Origin of the sequence: Actinomyces dentalis DSM 19115, from assembly GCF_000429225.1 — a bacterium.
Taxonomy (GTDB): domain Bacteria; phylum Actinomycetota; class Actinomycetes; order Actinomycetales; family Actinomycetaceae; genus Actinomyces; species Actinomyces dentalis.
In genome coordinates, this window is record NZ_AUBL01000007.1 from 62,637 (window position 1) to 78,398 (window position 15,762).

General features: G+C 74.9%; 14 protein-coding genes. 11 read left to right on the forward strand and 3 right to left on the reverse strand.

The features are described 5' to 3' along the window. Positions 1 to 93: 93 nt before the first annotated feature. The 4 genes from G446_RS0102970 to G446_RS15600 all read left to right on the forward strand — a co-directional run bounded on the left by G446_RS0102970 (position 94) and on the right by G446_RS15600 (position 4,718). Positions 94 to 1,362, forward strand: a complete 1,269-nt coding sequence (locus G446_RS0102970; RefSeq protein ID WP_026409021.1) for a sensor histidine kinase — start codon at positions 94 to 96, stop codon at positions 1,360 to 1,362. Further along, positions 1,359 to 2,039, forward strand: a complete 681-nt coding sequence (locus tag G446_RS0102975) for a response regulator (RefSeq protein ID WP_026409022.1) — start codon at positions 1,359 to 1,361, stop codon at positions 2,037 to 2,039. The genes G446_RS0102970 and G446_RS0102975 overlap by 4 nt, the downstream gene beginning before the upstream one ends. A gap of 280 nt (positions 2,040 to 2,319) precedes the next feature. After that, positions 2,320 to 3,786: a purine-cytosine permease family protein gene (locus G446_RS15595; protein ID WP_051285605.1), complete on the forward strand. Its 1,467-nt coding sequence runs from the start codon at positions 2,320 to 2,322 to the stop codon at positions 3,784 to 3,786. Next, positions 3,783 to 4,718 (forward strand): purine-nucleoside phosphorylase, encoded by a 936-nt coding sequence (locus tag G446_RS15600; protein WP_084778922.1) that lies wholly within the window; start codon positions 3,783 to 3,785, stop codon positions 4,716 to 4,718. Before G446_RS15595 ends, G446_RS15600 begins: the two co-directional genes overlap by 4 nt. An 81-nt stretch (positions 4,719 to 4,799) precedes the next feature. On the opposite strand, the gene G446_RS0102990 is transcribed toward G446_RS15600, so the two are convergent. Beyond that, entirely contained in the window at positions 4,800 to 5,024 is a 225-nt protein-coding gene (locus tag G446_RS0102990) for a CsbD family protein (protein WP_026409023.1), read from the reverse strand. Between the two features lie 199 nt (positions 5,025 to 5,223). Here G446_RS0102990 and G446_RS0102995 point away from each other — a divergent pair, with 199 nt between their 5' ends. Together G446_RS0102995 and fumC are read left to right on the forward strand one after the other, a co-directional pair. Beyond that, entirely contained in the window at positions 5,224 to 5,619 is a 396-nt protein-coding gene (locus G446_RS0102995; protein WP_026409024.1) for an MmcQ/YjbR family DNA-binding protein, read from the forward strand. 41 nt (positions 5,620 to 5,660) lie between these two features. Next, positions 5,661 to 7,085, forward strand: a complete 1,425-nt coding sequence (gene fumC, locus G446_RS0103000) for a class II fumarate hydratase (RefSeq protein WP_026409025.1) — start codon at positions 5,661 to 5,663, stop codon at positions 7,083 to 7,085. A gap of 114 nt (positions 7,086 to 7,199) precedes the next feature. Here the strand turns inward: fumC and G446_RS0103005 are convergent, their stop codons facing one another. Continuing rightward, a complete protein-coding gene (locus G446_RS0103005) occupies positions 7,200 to 7,676 on the reverse strand; it encodes a VOC family protein (RefSeq protein ID WP_026409026.1) in 477 nt (158 codons plus the stop codon). A gap of 460 nt (positions 7,677 to 8,136) precedes the next feature. Between G446_RS0103005 and G446_RS21285 the strand changes: the two genes are divergently transcribed. The 4 genes from G446_RS21285 to G446_RS0103025 all read left to right on the forward strand — a co-directional run bounded on the left by G446_RS21285 (position 8,137) and on the right by G446_RS0103025 (position 13,871). After that, complete coding sequence (locus tag G446_RS21285) at positions 8,137 to 9,102, forward strand: response regulator transcription factor (protein ID WP_281170203.1); 966 nt, start codon at positions 8,137 to 8,139, stop codon at positions 9,100 to 9,102. Further along, positions 9,099 to 10,508 carry a sensor histidine kinase gene (locus G446_RS21290; protein WP_026409027.1) on the forward strand — a complete coding sequence of 470 codons (1,410 nt, stop codon included), beginning with the start codon at positions 9,099 to 9,101 and terminating at the stop codon, positions 10,506 to 10,508. The genes G446_RS21285 and G446_RS21290 overlap by 4 nt, the downstream gene beginning before the upstream one ends. Before the next feature lie 199 nt (positions 10,509 to 10,707). Further along, complete coding sequence (locus G446_RS21295; RefSeq protein WP_026409028.1) at positions 10,708 to 11,472, forward strand: ABC transporter ATP-binding protein; 765 nt, start codon at positions 10,708 to 10,710, stop codon at positions 11,470 to 11,472. An 11-nt stretch (positions 11,473 to 11,483) separates the two neighbouring features. After that, the gene (locus G446_RS0103025) at positions 11,484 to 13,871 is read left to right on the forward strand and encodes an ABC transporter permease (RefSeq protein ID WP_156916492.1); all 2,388 of its coding nucleotides are present in this window, start codon (positions 11,484 to 11,486) and stop codon (positions 13,869 to 13,871) included. Between the two features lie 137 nt (positions 13,872 to 14,008). On the opposite strand, the gene G446_RS0103030 is transcribed toward G446_RS0103025, so the two are convergent. Continuing rightward, complete coding sequence (locus tag G446_RS0103030) at positions 14,009 to 14,782, reverse strand: DeoR/GlpR family DNA-binding transcription regulator (protein ID WP_026409030.1); 774 nt, start codon at positions 14,780 to 14,782, stop codon at positions 14,009 to 14,011. Positions 14,783 to 14,969: 187 nt separating this feature from the next. Here G446_RS0103030 and G446_RS15610 point away from each other — a divergent pair, with 187 nt between their 5' ends. Next, positions 14,970 to 15,758, forward strand: a complete 789-nt coding sequence (locus tag G446_RS15610) for a GDSL-type esterase/lipase family protein (protein ID WP_051285600.1) — start codon at positions 14,970 to 14,972, stop codon at positions 15,756 to 15,758. Positions 15,759 to 15,762 lie beyond the last annotated feature (4 nt).

Genomic DNA, 15,762 nt, shown 5'->3' on the forward strand with positions numbered 1-15,762 from the left:
GGCGCCCGCGCGTGACCGGGGGCCGGATTCCCGGTGCGGATTCATGACCGCGGTCATGGGACATCGCGCGGTGCTCCGGGCTACGGTGACCGGGTGAGCACCCAGCAGCGGAGCACCGGCGGGCGGACGGAGGACGACTCGCCCACGGGCGCCGCGCTCCTGCCCGTCCTGCAGGTCCTCTCACTCGTGTGCCTGGCGTTCGTCGGGCTGCAGTTCCTGTTCAGAGAACCGCGCGGGGGAGCGTGGGCGTGCTACGTCCTGACGACGGTGGGAGTCGTGGGGGTCATGTGGATGGCGCGGCGCAGAGCGGCGGCCGGGCGCGCCCGCGCCGCCTGCTCGGTGGCCGTGCTCGTGCTCCTGACCGGTCCTGCGCTGCTGGGGACTCTCGGCTTCGTCGTGCCGGCCCTCATCGTGGCGGCCGCGCTGCTCGTCATCGACGTCGGGGTGCGGGCGAGTCTGGTCGGCGATGCGGTGATGCCCGCCGCATCAGCCGCCCTGCTCCTGGTCTTGGGACGAGGACCGGCGGAGATCCTGCTCTTCGACATCCCCGCGGCGGTTCTCATGTCGCTGGGAACCGCCCTCGGCCTGGCCCTGTCCAGGTACGACGTCGCCCTGGCCGCCCAGCGCCGCGCGATCGCCGAGCGCGACGCGGCCCTGGAGAAGCTCCGGCGCAGGGCGGTGCTGGAGAAGGAGCTCATGCTCGCCCAAGAGCGCGCGCGGGCCGCGCACGAGCTGCACGACGGGCTCGGGCACCGGCTGACCCGGATCGGGATGAGTCTGGAGTTCGCGGGCCGCGTGCGTCACTCGGATCCCGCCGCCGCCTGGGAGGAGGTGGCGGTGGCCGAGCGCACGAGCCGGGAGGCGGTGCGCGAGATGCGCATGTGGGTGCGGGCCCTGAGCCCCGTGCGCGCCGAGGACGACCGCGGCGTCGCGGGCCTGGAGGACGTGGCGGCGTCGTTCCGGGGCACGGGGGTGAGGGTGCGCGTGACCGACGAGCTGAGCCCGCGATCGCTCACCGAGGCGGCCGAGCTCCTCATGTACCGCACGGTCCAGGAGGGTCTGACCAACGCCCTCAGGCACTGCCGGGCGCGCTCGGTGGACATCCGCGTGAGCGCCGTCGACCGGGGCGCCCTCGTCACGGTGACCAATGACATTCCCGTCGAGCTGCGCCCGCGGGTGCCGCGGGCGCCGGTGGGCGGTGAGGGCGGCGCCTCCGCCGGCTTCGGGCTGGGCGGGTTGTCCGAGCGCGCCGCCGAGCTGGGCGGCTCGGTCACGGCGGGCCGGGACGACGACTCCTTCCGGCTGGCGCTGACGCTCCCGCCGCAGGAGGTCGTCGCCGCCTCCGGTCGGGGGGCGTCGTGAGCGGCGCGCTCCGGGTCCTCGTGGTCGACGACCAGCAGCTCCTGCGCCGGGGCCTGGTCATGCTCTTCGGCACCGTCGAGGGCGTCGACGTGGTGGCCCAGGCCGCCCACGGCGCCGAGGCCCTGGCGGTGCTGCGCGCCGAGGAGGTCGACGTCGTCCTGGCGGACGCGAAGATGCCGGTCATGGACGGGATCGAGCTCGTGCGCCGGTGCGCCCGGGAGCACCCGGGCCTGCCGGTCCTGGTGCTGACCACCTTCGACGAGCCCGACGTCGTCCGGGGGGCGGTGGCCGCCGGGGCGGCCGGGTTCCTGCTCAAGGACACCTCCATCGAGGCCCTGGCCGAGGCGGTGCGCGCCGTGGCGGCGGGCGGCCTGGTCATCGACCCGCGCGTGGCCCGCCTCGCCCTGGCCCCCTCGCGGGACGAGCGGGACGAGGGGGACGAGGGGGACGGCCCGCCCGCGCTGGCGCTGCTCACCCCCACCGAGCGCGAGGTGGCCGCCCTGGTGGCCGAGGGCCTGAGCAACCAGGCGATCGCCGCGCGCATGGTGCTGGCCGAGGGGACGGTCAAGAACCACGTCTCCGCCCTGCTGCGCAAGCTCCGGGCCGCCGACCGCACGGTGCTCGCACTGACCCTGTACAAGGCCCTCCACTCCGGGCGCGACGGGACCGGCCACTGAGGCGCCGTCGCCGGCCCGGTTCGGGGCCGGGGCGGAAGGGGCGGGGCACCGGCGCGGGGCCCGGGGGCCCTGCTGAGCGGGCCCGGCGGGCGCCGCTGGACAGGACCGGCCCGTGCGGTGCTACAGTGCCGACGCAGCGTCAGGTGTCATGACACCTGACGGACGCGCCGCGCACCGGCCGCCGCCTCACCCGAGAAAGGAGGGAACGCCCGTGTCCCCCGACCCCGCCGCTCCCGATCCCGCCGCTCCCGATCCCCGTCCGGCCCCCGCGCCTGGATCCATCCCGGCCCCCGACCCCGCCTCCCGCATTGAGAACGCGGGTCTGGACGTCATCGCCGAGTCCGAGCGCAAGGGCCGGCCCCGCGACCTGTTCATGCCCTGGTTCGCCGCCAACATCTCCGTCCTCGGCCTGTCCTGGGGCGCGTGGGTGCTCGGATTCGGCCTGTCCTTCGTCCAAGCGGCGATCGCCGGCACCATCGGCGTCGTCGTCTCCTTCCTGGCGTGCGGCGTGGTCGCCGTCCTGGGCAAGCGCGGCAGCGCCCCCACCCTGGCCCTGTCGCGCGCCGCCTTCGGCTACAACGGCAACCGCCTGTCCGCGGCCATCTCCTGGATGCTCACCGTCGGCTGGGAGACCGTCCTGTGCGTGACCGCCACCCTCGCCTCGGCCACCGTCCTGCAGACCCTGGGATGGCACAACCGGGCGGGCGCCCAGATCGTCGGCTTCCTGCTCACCGTGGGCCTGGCCGCCTTCGCCGGCATCCTCGGCTTCGACACCATTATGAGGGTCCAGACCTGGATCACCCTGGCCACCGGCGTCCTCACCGTCGTCTACCTGCTGCTCGTCTCCCCCAGGATCGACCTCCGGGCGCTGGCCGCCCTCCCCGCCGGGGGCGCGGCCGCCTTCATCGGCGCCCTCGTCATGGTCGCCACCGGCTTCGGCCTGGGCTGGGTCAACGCCGCCGCCGACTACTCCCGCTACCTGCCGCGCACCGCCTCGACCCCCGGCGTCATCGGCTGGACGGCCTTCGGCTCCTCCCTGCCCTGCGTCGTCCTCGTCATCGCCGGCACCATGCTCGTGGGGTCCGACGCCGCTCTCGGCACCGCCATCGACTCCGACCCCATCGGCGCGCTCGCCACCATCCTGCCCACCTGGTTCCTCATCCCCTTCGCGCTCGTGGCGATCCTGGGGCTCGCGGGCGGCATCATTCTGGACCTGTACTCCTCGGGCCTGTCCCTGCTGGCCGCGGGCCTGCCCGTCAGGCGGTACGTCGCCACCGCCGTCGACGCCACGATCATGACGGTCGGCACCATCGCCGTCGTCCTGGGCGCCAAGGACTTCCTCGGCCCCTTCCAGGGGTTCCTGACCACCCTCGGCGTGGTCATCGCCGCCTGGGCCGGCGTCATGATCGCCGAGGTCCTCCTGCGCCGCCGCGACTACGACGAGGCCGCCCTGTTCACCCCCGACGGCGTCTACGGCTCGGTCAACTGGGAGGCGATCGCCCTCGTGGCGGCCGGCACGGCGGTCGGCTGGGGGCTCGTGGTCAACACCGCCGCCTCCTGGCTGGGCTGGCAGGGCTACCTGCTCGGCCCCCTGGGCGGGCGCGACGGCGCCTGGGCGGGCGCGAACCTGGGCGTTCTCGCCGCTCTGCTCATCGGCCTGGTCGGACACCTGACGCTCGGGCGCGGCCGCGTGCGGGCCCAGGAGGCCGACGGCGGTGCGGCCGACGGTGACGGGGCGCGCGCATGAGCGCCGTCGGAGCGCCCGGCGCGGACCGGCCCGCGAACCCGCCCGCCGCCCCCGCGCGGACCGGCGCCGTCGGCCCCGCCCTGCTGGAGGCGCTGACCGCATCCGGCGGCCGGGACGGGCCCGGCCCAGCCCTGGAGGCCGCCCACCAGATCGCCCGCCGCACCGGCGCGGCCCGCCACGACCTGCTCGTCGTCCTCGGATCGGGGGCCGAGGGGGCCCTGGCCGCCTGGGGCGAGTCGGCGGCCGCGCTGCCGCTGTCCGACCTGCCCGGCGTGCCCGCGCCCGCGGCGCCCGGGCACGCCGACCGCCTCGACTCCTTCGAGCGCGCGGCGGGCGCCGGCGGCTCGGCGCGGGTGCTCGTCGCCCACGGCCGCACCCACCTGTACGAGGGGCGCGGGACGACGCCCGTCGTCGCCCTGGTCCGGGCCGCCGCGGCCGCCGGGGTGCGCGCCGCCGTCCTGATCAATGCCAACGGCTGCCTGCGCGACTGGCGGATCGGGGAGGTCATGGCCATCACCGACCACCTCAACCTCTCCGGCGCCTCGCCCTTCGCCGGCACCGTGTTCGTCGACGTGCGCGGCGTGTGGGACCCGGAGCTCGCGGGGGTGCTGAGCGCGCTCACCCGGCGCGCCGGCACCTACGCCATGGTCCGCGGCCCGGAGTACCAGACCATGGCGGAGACCCGCATGCTGGCCTCCCTGGGCGCCGACTGCGTGGGCATGTCCACCGTCCTGGAGGCCGTCGCCCTGCATCAGCTCGGCGTGCGCGTGGCCGGGATGAGCGTCGTGTCCGACCTGTCCCTGTCCGCCGAGCCCACCGACCCCGACGAGGTCGTGCGCCTGGCCGCGGCCGCGCACCCCGTGCTCGCCGCCGGGGTCGGGGCCGTGCTGGAGACTGCGCTGAAGGTGCGCGAAGGACCCGACGGCGCCTGACCGCCACCCCGGTGCGGACGTTGCGAGGCGCCCGGCACCCCGCGGGGTGCCGGGCGCCTCAGCGCAAGGGGCGTCGGGGCCTCACTCGTCCTTCTTGAAGCGGGCGGCCACGCCCTTGACGGCGTCCTTGACGTCGTCGGCCTTCTCGGCGACCTCGTCCTTGACCTCGCCGACCTTCTCGGCGACCTTGCCCTCGATGTTCTGGAGCCTGCCCTCGGTCTCGGTCTCCTTGTCCCCGGTGACCTTCCCGGCGGTCTCCTTGGCCTTGCCTGCGACCCGGTCGTAGATGGCGTCCTTGTCGGCCATGAGCGGCTCCTTCCGTTGCGTCGATGATGACGGGGGGAAGGCTGCCAAGACATTCTGAACGCTTCCTGGGAGCGGGGCCGCTCGGAGCGCCCCGGCGGCGGAGCCCGGTCCCGGGCGACGATGGAACTGCGCCCGGTCCCGGCGCCGTCGGGCACGAGCGCCGCGCCCGGCCCCGGCGCCGTCGGGGCATGATGGGGCGGTGAACGCCGACGAGCTGCGGGCCAGAGCCCACGAGATCGCCCGGGCCCTGCCCGGTTCCCAGTTCGACCGGCCCTTCGGCCCCGACTGGGACGTCTACAGGGTCCGCGGCAGGATCTTCGCGCTGCTGACCGAGACGACCGGCCCGCAGATGCTCACGCTCAAGGCCGACCCGCAGGACGGCGCGGCGCTGCGCCACCAGTACGCCGACATCGCCCCCGGCTACCACATGAACAAGCGGCACTGGATCACATTGACGCCGGGGGAGAGCCTCGACGCCGACCTCGTGCGCGAGCTGGTCGTCGTCTCCTACCTGCTCGTCGTCGAGGGGCTGGCGCGCCGCGCGCGCCCCGTGGACCCGGCCGCCTACGCCCGGGCCGCGGGCCTGACGGGCTGAACGGCGCCCTCGGGGCGGCGCCCGCCGTATAGCCTTGGCCCATGGCATCTGACAAGTCCAGCGCGACGACGCGCACCGAGTCCGACTCCATGGGCACCATCGAGGTCGCCTCCGACCGCTACTGGGGCGCCCAGACCGAGCGGAGCCTGCACAACTTCAACATCGGCCGCGAAACCTTCGTCCTGACCCGCCCCCTGATCAGGGCCCTGGGCGTGCTCAAGAAGTCCGCCGCCCTGGCCAACGCCGAGCTCGGCGAGCTGCCGCGCGACATCGCCGAGCTCATCGCCGCCGCCGGCGACGAGGTCATCTCCGGCCGTCTCGACTCCCACTTCCCGCTGGTCGTCTTCCAGACCGGCTCGGGCACCCAGTCCAATATGAACGCCAACGAGGTCATCTCCAACCGCGCCATCGAGCTGGCCGGAGGCGTCCTCGGCTCCAAGACCCCGGTCCACCCCAACGACCACGTCAACCGCGGCCAGTCCTCCAACGACACCTTCCCCACGGCCATGCACATCGCCGTCGTCAGCGAGCTGGCCGCCATGTACCCGCGGGTGGAGCGGCTGCGGGGCACCCTGGACGCCAAGGCCAAGGAGTACGACGACGTCGTCATGGTGGGCCGCACCCACCTCCAGGACGCCACCCCCATCCGCCTGGGGCAGGTGATCTCCGGCTGGGTCGCCCAGATCGACTTCGCCCTGGACGCCATCCGCTACGCCGACTCCCGGGCCCGCGAACTGGCCATCGGCGGCACCGCCGTGGGCACCGGGCTCAACGCCCACCCCAGGTTCGGCGCGCTGACCGCCGAGAAGATCAGCGCCGAGACCGGCATCCCCTTCACGCAGGCCGGCAACCTCTTCGCCGCCCTGGGCGCCCACGACGCCCTGGTCCTGGTCTCCGGCGCGCTGCGGGTCCTGGCCGACGCGCTCATGAAGATCGCCAACGACGTGCGCTGGTACGCCTCCGGCCCGCGCAACGGCATCGGCGAGCTACTGATCCCGGAGAACGAGCCCGGCAGCTCCATCATGCCCGGCAAGGTCAACCCCACCCAGTGCGAGGCCATGACCATGGTGGCCACCAAGGTCTTCGGCAACGACGCCACCGTCGGCTTCGCCGGCTCCCAGGGCAACTTCCAGCTCAACGTCTTCAAGCCGGTCATGGCCTGGTGCGTCCTGGAGTCCATCCAGCTGCTGGGCGACACGTGCGTGTCCTTCGACGAGCACTGCGCCTACGGCATCGAGCCCAACCGCGAGCGCATCGAGCACAACCTGGAGACCAACCTCATGCAGGTCACGGCCCTCAACCGCCACATCGGCTACGACAAGGCCTCCAAGATCGCCAAGAACGCCCACCACAAGGGCCTGTCCCTGCGCGAGTCGGCCCTGGAGCTCGGTTTCGTCACGCCCGAGGAGTTCGACGCCTGGGTGGTGCCCGCGGACATGACCCATCCCTCGGCCGCCGACGAGTGAGCGCGGTGGGCGCGGGGGCGACTCCGCGCCCACCGGCGCTTCGCGGTCCCAGCGCCCCGGCCGCAGCGCTCACCCCGCCCAGCGGGCGGGCATCCCGCTGCCGGCGCTCCGGTCTCAGTGGGACGGGCGCAGGGCGACGTCGTCGGAGTAGTCGTCGGCGAGGAGCTCGACGCGGTTGCCCTCCGGGTCGAGGATGGCGGCCTCGTAGTAGCCGTCGCCGGTCTGGCGGGGCCCGTCGACGAGCCTCACGCCCGCCTCGGCCATGTCCGCCGCGAGCCGGTCGACGTCGTCGCGGCCGGGCAGGGAGAAGGACACGTGCGCCCAGCCCGGGCCGGTGCGCTCGGCGGGCGCGGCGACGTCGGCGGCCTCGGCGGGAGCGGCGGGCGCGGCGACGTCGGGCCGGCTCATGAGCTCCAGGCGGGTGCGCCGCTCCTCCCGCGGGCCGTCGGTGAAGTGGAGGATGTAGGTGCGCAGCCCGGTCCGGGGGTTCTCGTACAGGCCGTTGGAGTGCCCGTTGAACCAGTGGGAGTAGAAGTCGCGGGCGCCGTCGAGATCGGTGACCCAGAGGGCGGCGTGGTCGATGTGCGGCATGGTCGGTCTCCTCGTGCGCTTCGGCCGCGGCGCTCCGATCGTCCGGTCGGATGTCGCGAGTTGCGCGTTCTCAACGATCAACCCGGGTGGTCCTCGTCGATGCCAACGGTATGGGGTCATTCGATCAACGCCGCTGATCGTTTGAGTGGGAAACGATCGCCGCATTGCCGGTGTCGGGGGTGCGGAGGCGCACCGCGGCCCGCCGCCAGCGCACCGGGTTCGCGAGCACGTCACTTAACCGCCGAGCACGTCACTTAACCGCCGAGCACGTCACTTAACCGCCGAGCACGTCACTTAACCCGCGAGCACGTACCTCTAGCAGACGTGCTCGCGGGTTAAGTGACGATCTCGTGCACGGGCGGTCCGTGCCGGACGCTGGCGGGTGCGAGCCGTGCGCGAACTCGGCCACGGCCGGCACTGCGGGTCCGTGGCGGGCGCCGGCGGGTGCGAGACTGGGGGCATGTCGAGGATGTGCACCAGGGGCGGGGGACGCGCGCAGGCCGGGGCGACCGGCGGGGGCGTCGACGTGCTGCTCGTCGAGGACGAGGCCGAGCTGGCGCGCTCGACGCGCGAGTACCTGGAGGCCTTCGGACTCCGCGCGGAGCACCGCGCCACCGCCGAGGCCGCCCTCGCCGACCTGCCCGCGCTGGCGCCCGCCGTGGTCCTGCTCGACGTCGCCCTGCCCGGCATGAGCGGCTTCGCCCTGTGCGCCCGTCTGCGCGAGGCGGCGCCGGGGGCGGGCGTCATCTTCGTCTCGGCGCGCACGAGCGAGGCCGACCAGGTGCTCGGCCTGGACCTGGGGGCCGACGACTACCTGACCAAGCCCTACTCCCTGCAGGTGCTCCTGGCCAAGGTCCGCCGGGCCCTGGCGCGCGCGCAGGGGGCGGCGCCCTCCGCCCCGGGTGGGCCGGGCGGCGCACCGGGAGAACCGGGAGGCCAGGGCGGCGCACCGGGAGGTCAGCGGGCGCCGGGCCGCGCCGGGTCGTCCGCGCGGGTGCCCGACGTCGACGACGGGCGCCTGCGCATCGACCTGGACGCCGGGCGCACGTGGGTGGACGGCCGGGAGGTGCACCTGACCGCCATCGAGCACCGGATCCTCGCCCACCTGGTGCGCAACCGCGGGCGCGTGTGCTCCAAGCGGGACATCATCGACGCCGTCTGGGGCGAGCCCTACACCTCGGAGGGGACCCTGACGGTCCACATGCGCCGCCTGCGCAGGCGCATCGAGGCCGATCCGGACGCGCCGGTCCACCTGCGCACCGTGTGGGGCCGCGGCTACTTCTTCGCCGAGGCGGACGAGGCCGGGGCGGTGGCGGGAGCGGACGGGCCCGGGCCGGACGGGTCCGCGTCGAGCGGGCCCGGGACGGCGGACCGTTCGGACGGCGAGGGCCGGGCGGACGCGGACGGGCCCGGGGGCGCTCCGTGAGCCGCCACGGCGTGCGCCGCCTCGTCATCGTCCTCGTCTCAGTCGGCCTGCTCGCCCTGGCGGCCGTGTGGACGACGGCGCTGGCCCCACTGCCCCGCCCCGACGCCGCCGCGCTCAACCTGGCCGTCCACACGGCCCGGGACCACTGGGAGTCCCTGAGCGCGGAGGACTTCGCCGACGTCGGCGCCGCGGTCACCGTCATCGGCCGGGACGGGGCCGTGCGCCTGCGCGCCGCCCCCGGCGGGGTCGCGCCGTCGGCGGTGCAGGCGCAAGACGTGGCGGACGGGGATGCGCCCGGCGGCGCGATGGACGGGGACGGGAGCACGGCGGGCGGCGGCGCGACGGACGGGAGCACGTCGGACGCCGGCACGAATGCCGCCGTCGAACTGCTTGCGCGCAGCGCCGCCGAGCGTTCCCTGGCCGCCCCCGTCGTGGTCGACGGCGCCCTCGTGGGCGTGGTCGTCGTCGACGACCGTGCGAACGCCGCCCTGCGGGCCGGGCGCACTCGCCTGGCCGTCGTCGCCTCCGCCGCGCTCGTCGCCGTGCTCGCCCCGGCCCTGGTTGCCGCGGCCCTCCTCCACCGGCGCGTCGTCGCGCCCTTCCGGCGCCTGGAGGCCTTCGCGCACCGCGTCGCCCGGGGCGATCTCGACCGGGCCCTGCCCATGGACCGGGGCAACGTGTTCGGCGCCTGGTCGGAGTCCTTCGACCTCATGCGCACCGAGCTGCGCGCCGCCCGCGCCCGCGAGCAGGAGGCGCGGGCGTCCAAGGAGCGCCTGGTCGCCGACATCGGCCACGACATCCGCACCCCGCTGGCCACGATCACGGCGACGGCCGAGCTCATCCGCGCCACCACCGCCGACGCCGGTCAGGACGAGCGCCTGGCCCTGGTGGTCCGTCAGGCGCACCGCATCGACTCCCTGGTCACCGACCTGGTGCGCACCCACGGGGCTGACGACCCGGCCCTCGCGCTCGCGCCCGTGGAGCTGCCCGCCGAGCGCCTGGCCCCGATCCTCACCGAGTGCGACCACCTGCGCCTCGTGGACCTGGCCCCGCTGCCGCAGGCCCTGGTGCGCATCGACCCGGGGCGCCTGGCGCAGGTGGTCGGCAATGTCGTGACCAACTCCTACAAGTACGCCGGCACCCGCATCGACGCGACCGCCCGCGTCCTGCCCGACGAGCCCTTCCTCGAGCTGCGCCTGGCCGACCACGGCCCGGGCGCGCCGGAGGCCGAGCTGGCCCTGCTGACCCGCCGCGGCCATCGGGGCCCCAACGCCGAGGGCACGCCCGGCCAGGGGCTGGGCCTGCACACGGCGGCCGACCTCATGGAGCGCATGGGCGGGGGCCTGGACCTGTCGCTGGGGGACGACGGCGGCCTCGTCGTCGGCCTCATGCTGCCCCTGGCCTGAGGTCGCGGCCGGGCCCTTCCGGATCGTCGGCGGCGGACAGCGCCGGCGGGCCGGCGCCCCCGCCGCAAGGGCCTCCGCGCACCGGCGGGCCGCCACCGGAGCGCCGGATCGTCGGGGAGTCGTCGGGGAATCGTCGTAATTCGGTCGTCCGTTCGTCATCGCCGCGCCCGTAGCGTGGAAGCGGCCGAAAGGAGACCCCATGCCCGCCGACGTCGTCATCCGCACCGAGAGGCTCTCGAGGACCTTCTCCCACGGGGGCAGCCAGCAGCACGTGCTGCGCAACCTGGATCTGGAGGTCGAGCGCGGCTCCTTCACCGTCATCATGGGGCCCTCCGGGGCGGGCAAGTCGACGCTGCTCTACGCCCTGTCCGGCCTGGACCGGCCCAGCCTGGGGCGGGTGGAGGTCGACGGCGTCGACATCTCCGGCCTGGACGAGGACGCCCTGGCCAGGTTCCGGCGCGACCACTGCGGATTCGTCTTCCAGCAGGTGCACCTGCTGGACCAGCTCAGCGTCATCGACAACCTCATGGCGATCGGCCTGCTGGTCGAGCGCGGGCGCGCCCGGGCGCGCGAGCGGTGCGACCGCCTCCTGGACCTGGTCGGCCTGCCCGAGGCGGATCGGGGCAAGTACCCCGCGATGCTGTCGGGCGGGGAGGCCCAGCGCGTGGGCATCGCCCGGGCCCTGGTGGGCCGCCCGGCCGCCGTCTTCGCCGACGAGCCCACCGGCCAGCTCAACTCCCACTACTCGGGGATGATCCTGGACCTGCTCGGGCGGGTCCACGCCGAGGGGCAGACCATCGTCATGGTCACCCACGACCTGCGCTCGGCGCTGCGGGGCTCGCGGATCCTCTACCTGCGCGACGGGAAGATCCGCGGCGAGCTGGACCTGGGGGAGCGGCGTGGCCCGGACGACGCGGCGCGCACCGCCGCCCTGACCGCCTTCCTCGCCGAGATGGGGTGGTGAAGATGCTGAGGATGGGCCCCACGCCCCTGCTGATCCGCCGCGACCTGCGCCGGCACCGGGCGCTGGCGGCGGCCGTCGTCGTCCTGTCCGTCATGGTCGGGTTCCTGGGCAACACCGCCGTCGTGCTGCTCGAGCAGTTCCCGCGCCAGACCGAGATCCTGGCCCGGCGGTGGCATACGGCCGATGCGATCTCCGTCTTCCCCACGACCCGCGCGCCCGCGGAGCTGGAGCGGATCGTCCGGGCCGACCCCTCCGTGACCGGGGCCGAGGCCTCCCGCACCCTCGTCGACAAGATCTCGGTGCCCTTCAACGGGCGCACGCTCAGCGTCATGGCCGCCGTGTGGGACGCGGACGACCCCGGCGACCTGGGGCGCCGCACGATCACCGCCACCGCCCCGACGGCGGTGGAGCGCCCCGTGTGGATGCCCGACCTGCTGCGCGCCGTCGGCGGCTACAGGGCCGGCGACACCATTGAGATCACCACCCCGGCCGGGCCGGAGACCTTCCACATCCAGGGCTTCTTCGAGGACTCCTACTTCGGCGTCCCCGGCCTGCAGATCCTGGGGATCGGCCTGCCGACGGCGGACTTCGAGCGGGCCTGGGCCGCCGCCGCCGAGCCGGGCGCGCACGGCCCCGGGTCCTTCCCCGGCGCCGCGCGCGCGACCCTGGTCGAGGTCGACGCCGCGAGCCCCGCCGAGGCCGCCGCGCTGCTGGAGGACCTGGTGGAGGACCAGATCGACCGGACCAACCCGATGGCCCCCTTCAACCTGACCGTGGACCTGGAGGTCCTCTCCACGGCGACCTCGATCCCCTCGGGGATCCTCGGGGCGATCCTGACCGCGACGGCGCTGCTCATCACCCTGGTCGCCGTCCTGGTCATCCGCTCGACGCTGCGCTCCATACTCGCCCGCGACCTGCCGGCCCTGGGGGCGCTGCGGGCCTGCGGCTTCACCTCCGGGGCGGCGGCGCGCTCACTGACGTGGTGCTTCGGCGGCCTGGCCCTGCCGGCCGCCGCGGCGGGCGCCCTGGGCTCCTACGCGGCCATGCCCCTGTTCACCTCCCTGGTCAACTCCCAGTCGGGCACCACGTGGACGGCGGACTTCTCGTGGACGGGGCTGATCCTGACCAGCGGGGTCGTGACGGCGGTGGTCCTGGCCGTCAGCGCCCTGACCGTGCGCCGGCTCAAGCGCACCACGACCGTCGACATGCTGCGCGGCGGGCACCGCGCCCACTCCTTCCGGCGCTCGCCGCTGCCCCTGACGACGACGCCCGGCCCGCTGTCGGCGGTGCTCGGCGCCGGTCAGGCGCTGCAGAGCCTGCGCCGCTCGATCACGGTGGCCCTCACCGTCGCCGTGGCCAGCGCGGTCGCCGTGTCGGTCCTGGGCCTGACGTCCGCGCTCCTGGGGGACGAGGACCGCACCCTGCGGCTGATCTCCGGCGAGATCGAGGACCTGGACGTGCACATGAGCGCCGGCGCGGACGCGGCCGGGGCGCGCAGCCGCGTTGAGGCCGTCGACGGCGTGGCGAACGCCTACCCCTTCGTGGCCATCACGCCCGAGGTCGACGGCCGGGAGACCCTCTTCCTGGGCGTCGACTCCGACGCCGACTTCCGCTTCGATCCCGTGCGCGAGGGCAGGTACCCGGCCGGCGAGGACGAGATCGTCCTGGGCGCCGGCCTGGCCCGCTCCCTGGGCCTGGAGGTCGGGGACACGTGGAGTGTGAACGTGGGGGACCGGCGGGTGAGCTTCCTGGTCACGGGCCTGGCCACGGGCTGGCGCCAACTCGGCCGGTTCGCCTACGTCACCCTGGCGGGAGCGCGGCGCATCGACGCGCAGAGCCCCGCGGCGCTGGCGGTCAACCTCGTCTCCCCGAAGACCCCCGGCGAGAGCGCGCGGGTGTCCGAGCGGATCCGCGCGGCCCTGGGCGAGGACGCGTTCGTCATCCACGACCAGCGCGAGGCGGTCCTGCTGTCCCTCGACGGCTACCTGTCGGCCGTGCCCGTCATGGCGGCGCTGGTCGGCTCCTTCAGCGCCGTGACGATCCTCATGGTGGTCGTCCTCGTCGTGGGGACCCTCCTGCGCGAGGAGCGCCGCTCCCTGGGGGTGCGCAAGGCCCTGGGCTTCACCCGCCGGCAGCTGGGCGCCCAGCTCCTGTGGACCGTGCTGCCCCCGGTGATCGCGGGGACGACGGCGGGCGCGGCCGTGGGGGCGCTGACCCTCGGGCCGTTCATCGGCGCGATCCTGCGGGTGGTGGGGCCGCTCGGGGCCGACGCGCGGGTCCCGCCCGCCCTGTGGGCCGGAATCCCCGGGGCCGTCGTGCTCGTGGCCGGGCTCGTCGTGACGGCCCTGTCCCTGCGGATCCGGCGCATCTCGACCCACGAGCTCGTGGCCCAGGGCTGAAGGGCCGCCCTCGGCCCGGCCCGGGCCGCCGGCGCCCGACGGCGCGGCTCCCTCGGCCCTCCCGCGGGCGAGGGGGCCGCCCGGTCGGGGCGGGCGGCGCGGGATTGGTCTCGGCCGGCCCTCCCGCGGGGAGGCGCTCACACCTCGTGGAACTCGACGGCCACGCCCGCCGCCCGCAGATCGGCCACCGTATCGGGGTCGACGTCGGTGGTGGTCAGGAGCGCGTCGAGGTCCCCCAGGTCGCCGAAGCGGTAGGTCGAGGACCGGGTGAGCTTGCGGGGCGCGGCGGGCATGAGGCGCCTCGCCGAGGAGGAGATGATGGCGGCCTTCATGGTCGCGTCGTCGTCCTCGACGCACGTCAGCCCGCTCGCGAGGGACGCGGCGCAGGCGCCCAGCACGCCGACGTCGGCCCGGAAGCGGCGCACGGCGTCGACCGCGGTGGCGCTGAGCATGGCCAGGGTGTCGGTCTGGACGATGCCGCCGGGAACGCTGACGACGGGACCGGGGGTGCGGGCGAGGTCGGCGGCGGCCCCCGCCGACAGGCACAGGACCCTGATCCTCCTGCCGACGAGCTCCTGGGCCACCAGGTCGCAGGTGGTGCTGTTGTCGATGATGACGCTCTCGCCGTCGCAGATCATGGCCGCCGTGGCGCGGGCGAGGACCCGCTTGACCTCCAGGTCCTCCGTGCGGCGCAGGGCGATCGGCTGGGGCTCGCCGCGCAGGGGCGCGCGCAGCGCGCCGCCGTGCACCCTCGTCACCAGCCCCTCGCGGGCCAGCTCGGTCAGGTCGCGGCGGATGGTCACCGCGGACACGTCCGTCAGCCGCCCCAGCGCGGTGACGCTGATGGCGGTGGTGGGGGACAGGACGCGCAGGATGCGCCGTTGACGCTCGGTGGGGGAGAAGGTGCTCATGAGTGCCTCCGGGGCGGACGTGAGAAGGATGATCACTTCTCGTGCAGACGAAGGATGGAGACGATCATCATGCTCGTCACCGGTGCGCGTCGCATCGGTAAGGCCGTCCGCGCCCGCTTCGACCTCCCGCGAGGCGTGACGCGCACCCGGGTGCCGCCGCCGACCAGTCGGTCTAAAATCGCCGCCCGTGAACACCCCTGATCGTCCTCCCGCCGGCATCCGACGGCGCCTGCGCCGCCCCGTCGCCCTCGCCCAGGCCCTCATCGCCCGGCGCACCGTGCACCTGGCCCCCGAACCGCCCGGCGAGCGCCGCGGCGTCGTCTCGCCCGCCGGGACGGCCTCGCCCGCCGGAACCGGCCGCGCGCGCGAGGCCGGGGAGCCACTGAGCCTGGCCGCCGTCGGCGACTCGCTCGTGGCCGGCTCGGGGGTCGACGCCCAGGACCAGGCCCTCGTGCCCCGCGTGGCCCGCAGGGTCGCGGCCCGCACCGGGCGCGACGTCGAATGGGCCACCCACGCCAGGCTCGGGGCCACCATGCGCCGCGTGCGCTACCGCTTCCTGCCCGAGGTCGACGGCGCCGACCTGCTCTTCGTGTGCGCCGGCTCCAACGACCTCATGGCCCGCCGCAGCCTGGAGGAGTGGACCGAGGACCTGGACGCGGTCCTGGACGGCGCGGTGCGGCGCGGCCGCCACGTCGTGGCCTGCAGCTCCGGCCAGCTCTACCGCAGCCCCGCGCTCATGGCGACCCTGCGCTCCGTCCTGCGCGAGTGGACCGACATCCAGACCGAGGCCTCCGCCGCCATCTGCGCGCGCCGCGGCATCCCCTTCGTCGACGTCGCCCACTGCGACCTCGACGAGGGCTTCTGGGCCGCCGACGGCTTCCACCCCTCCGCCGCCGGCTACGAGATGGCCGCGGGCATGGTCGCCCGGGCCATGCTCGACGCGCTCGCGGCCGGCGCGCCGGACCCCGCCGTCTGAGCCC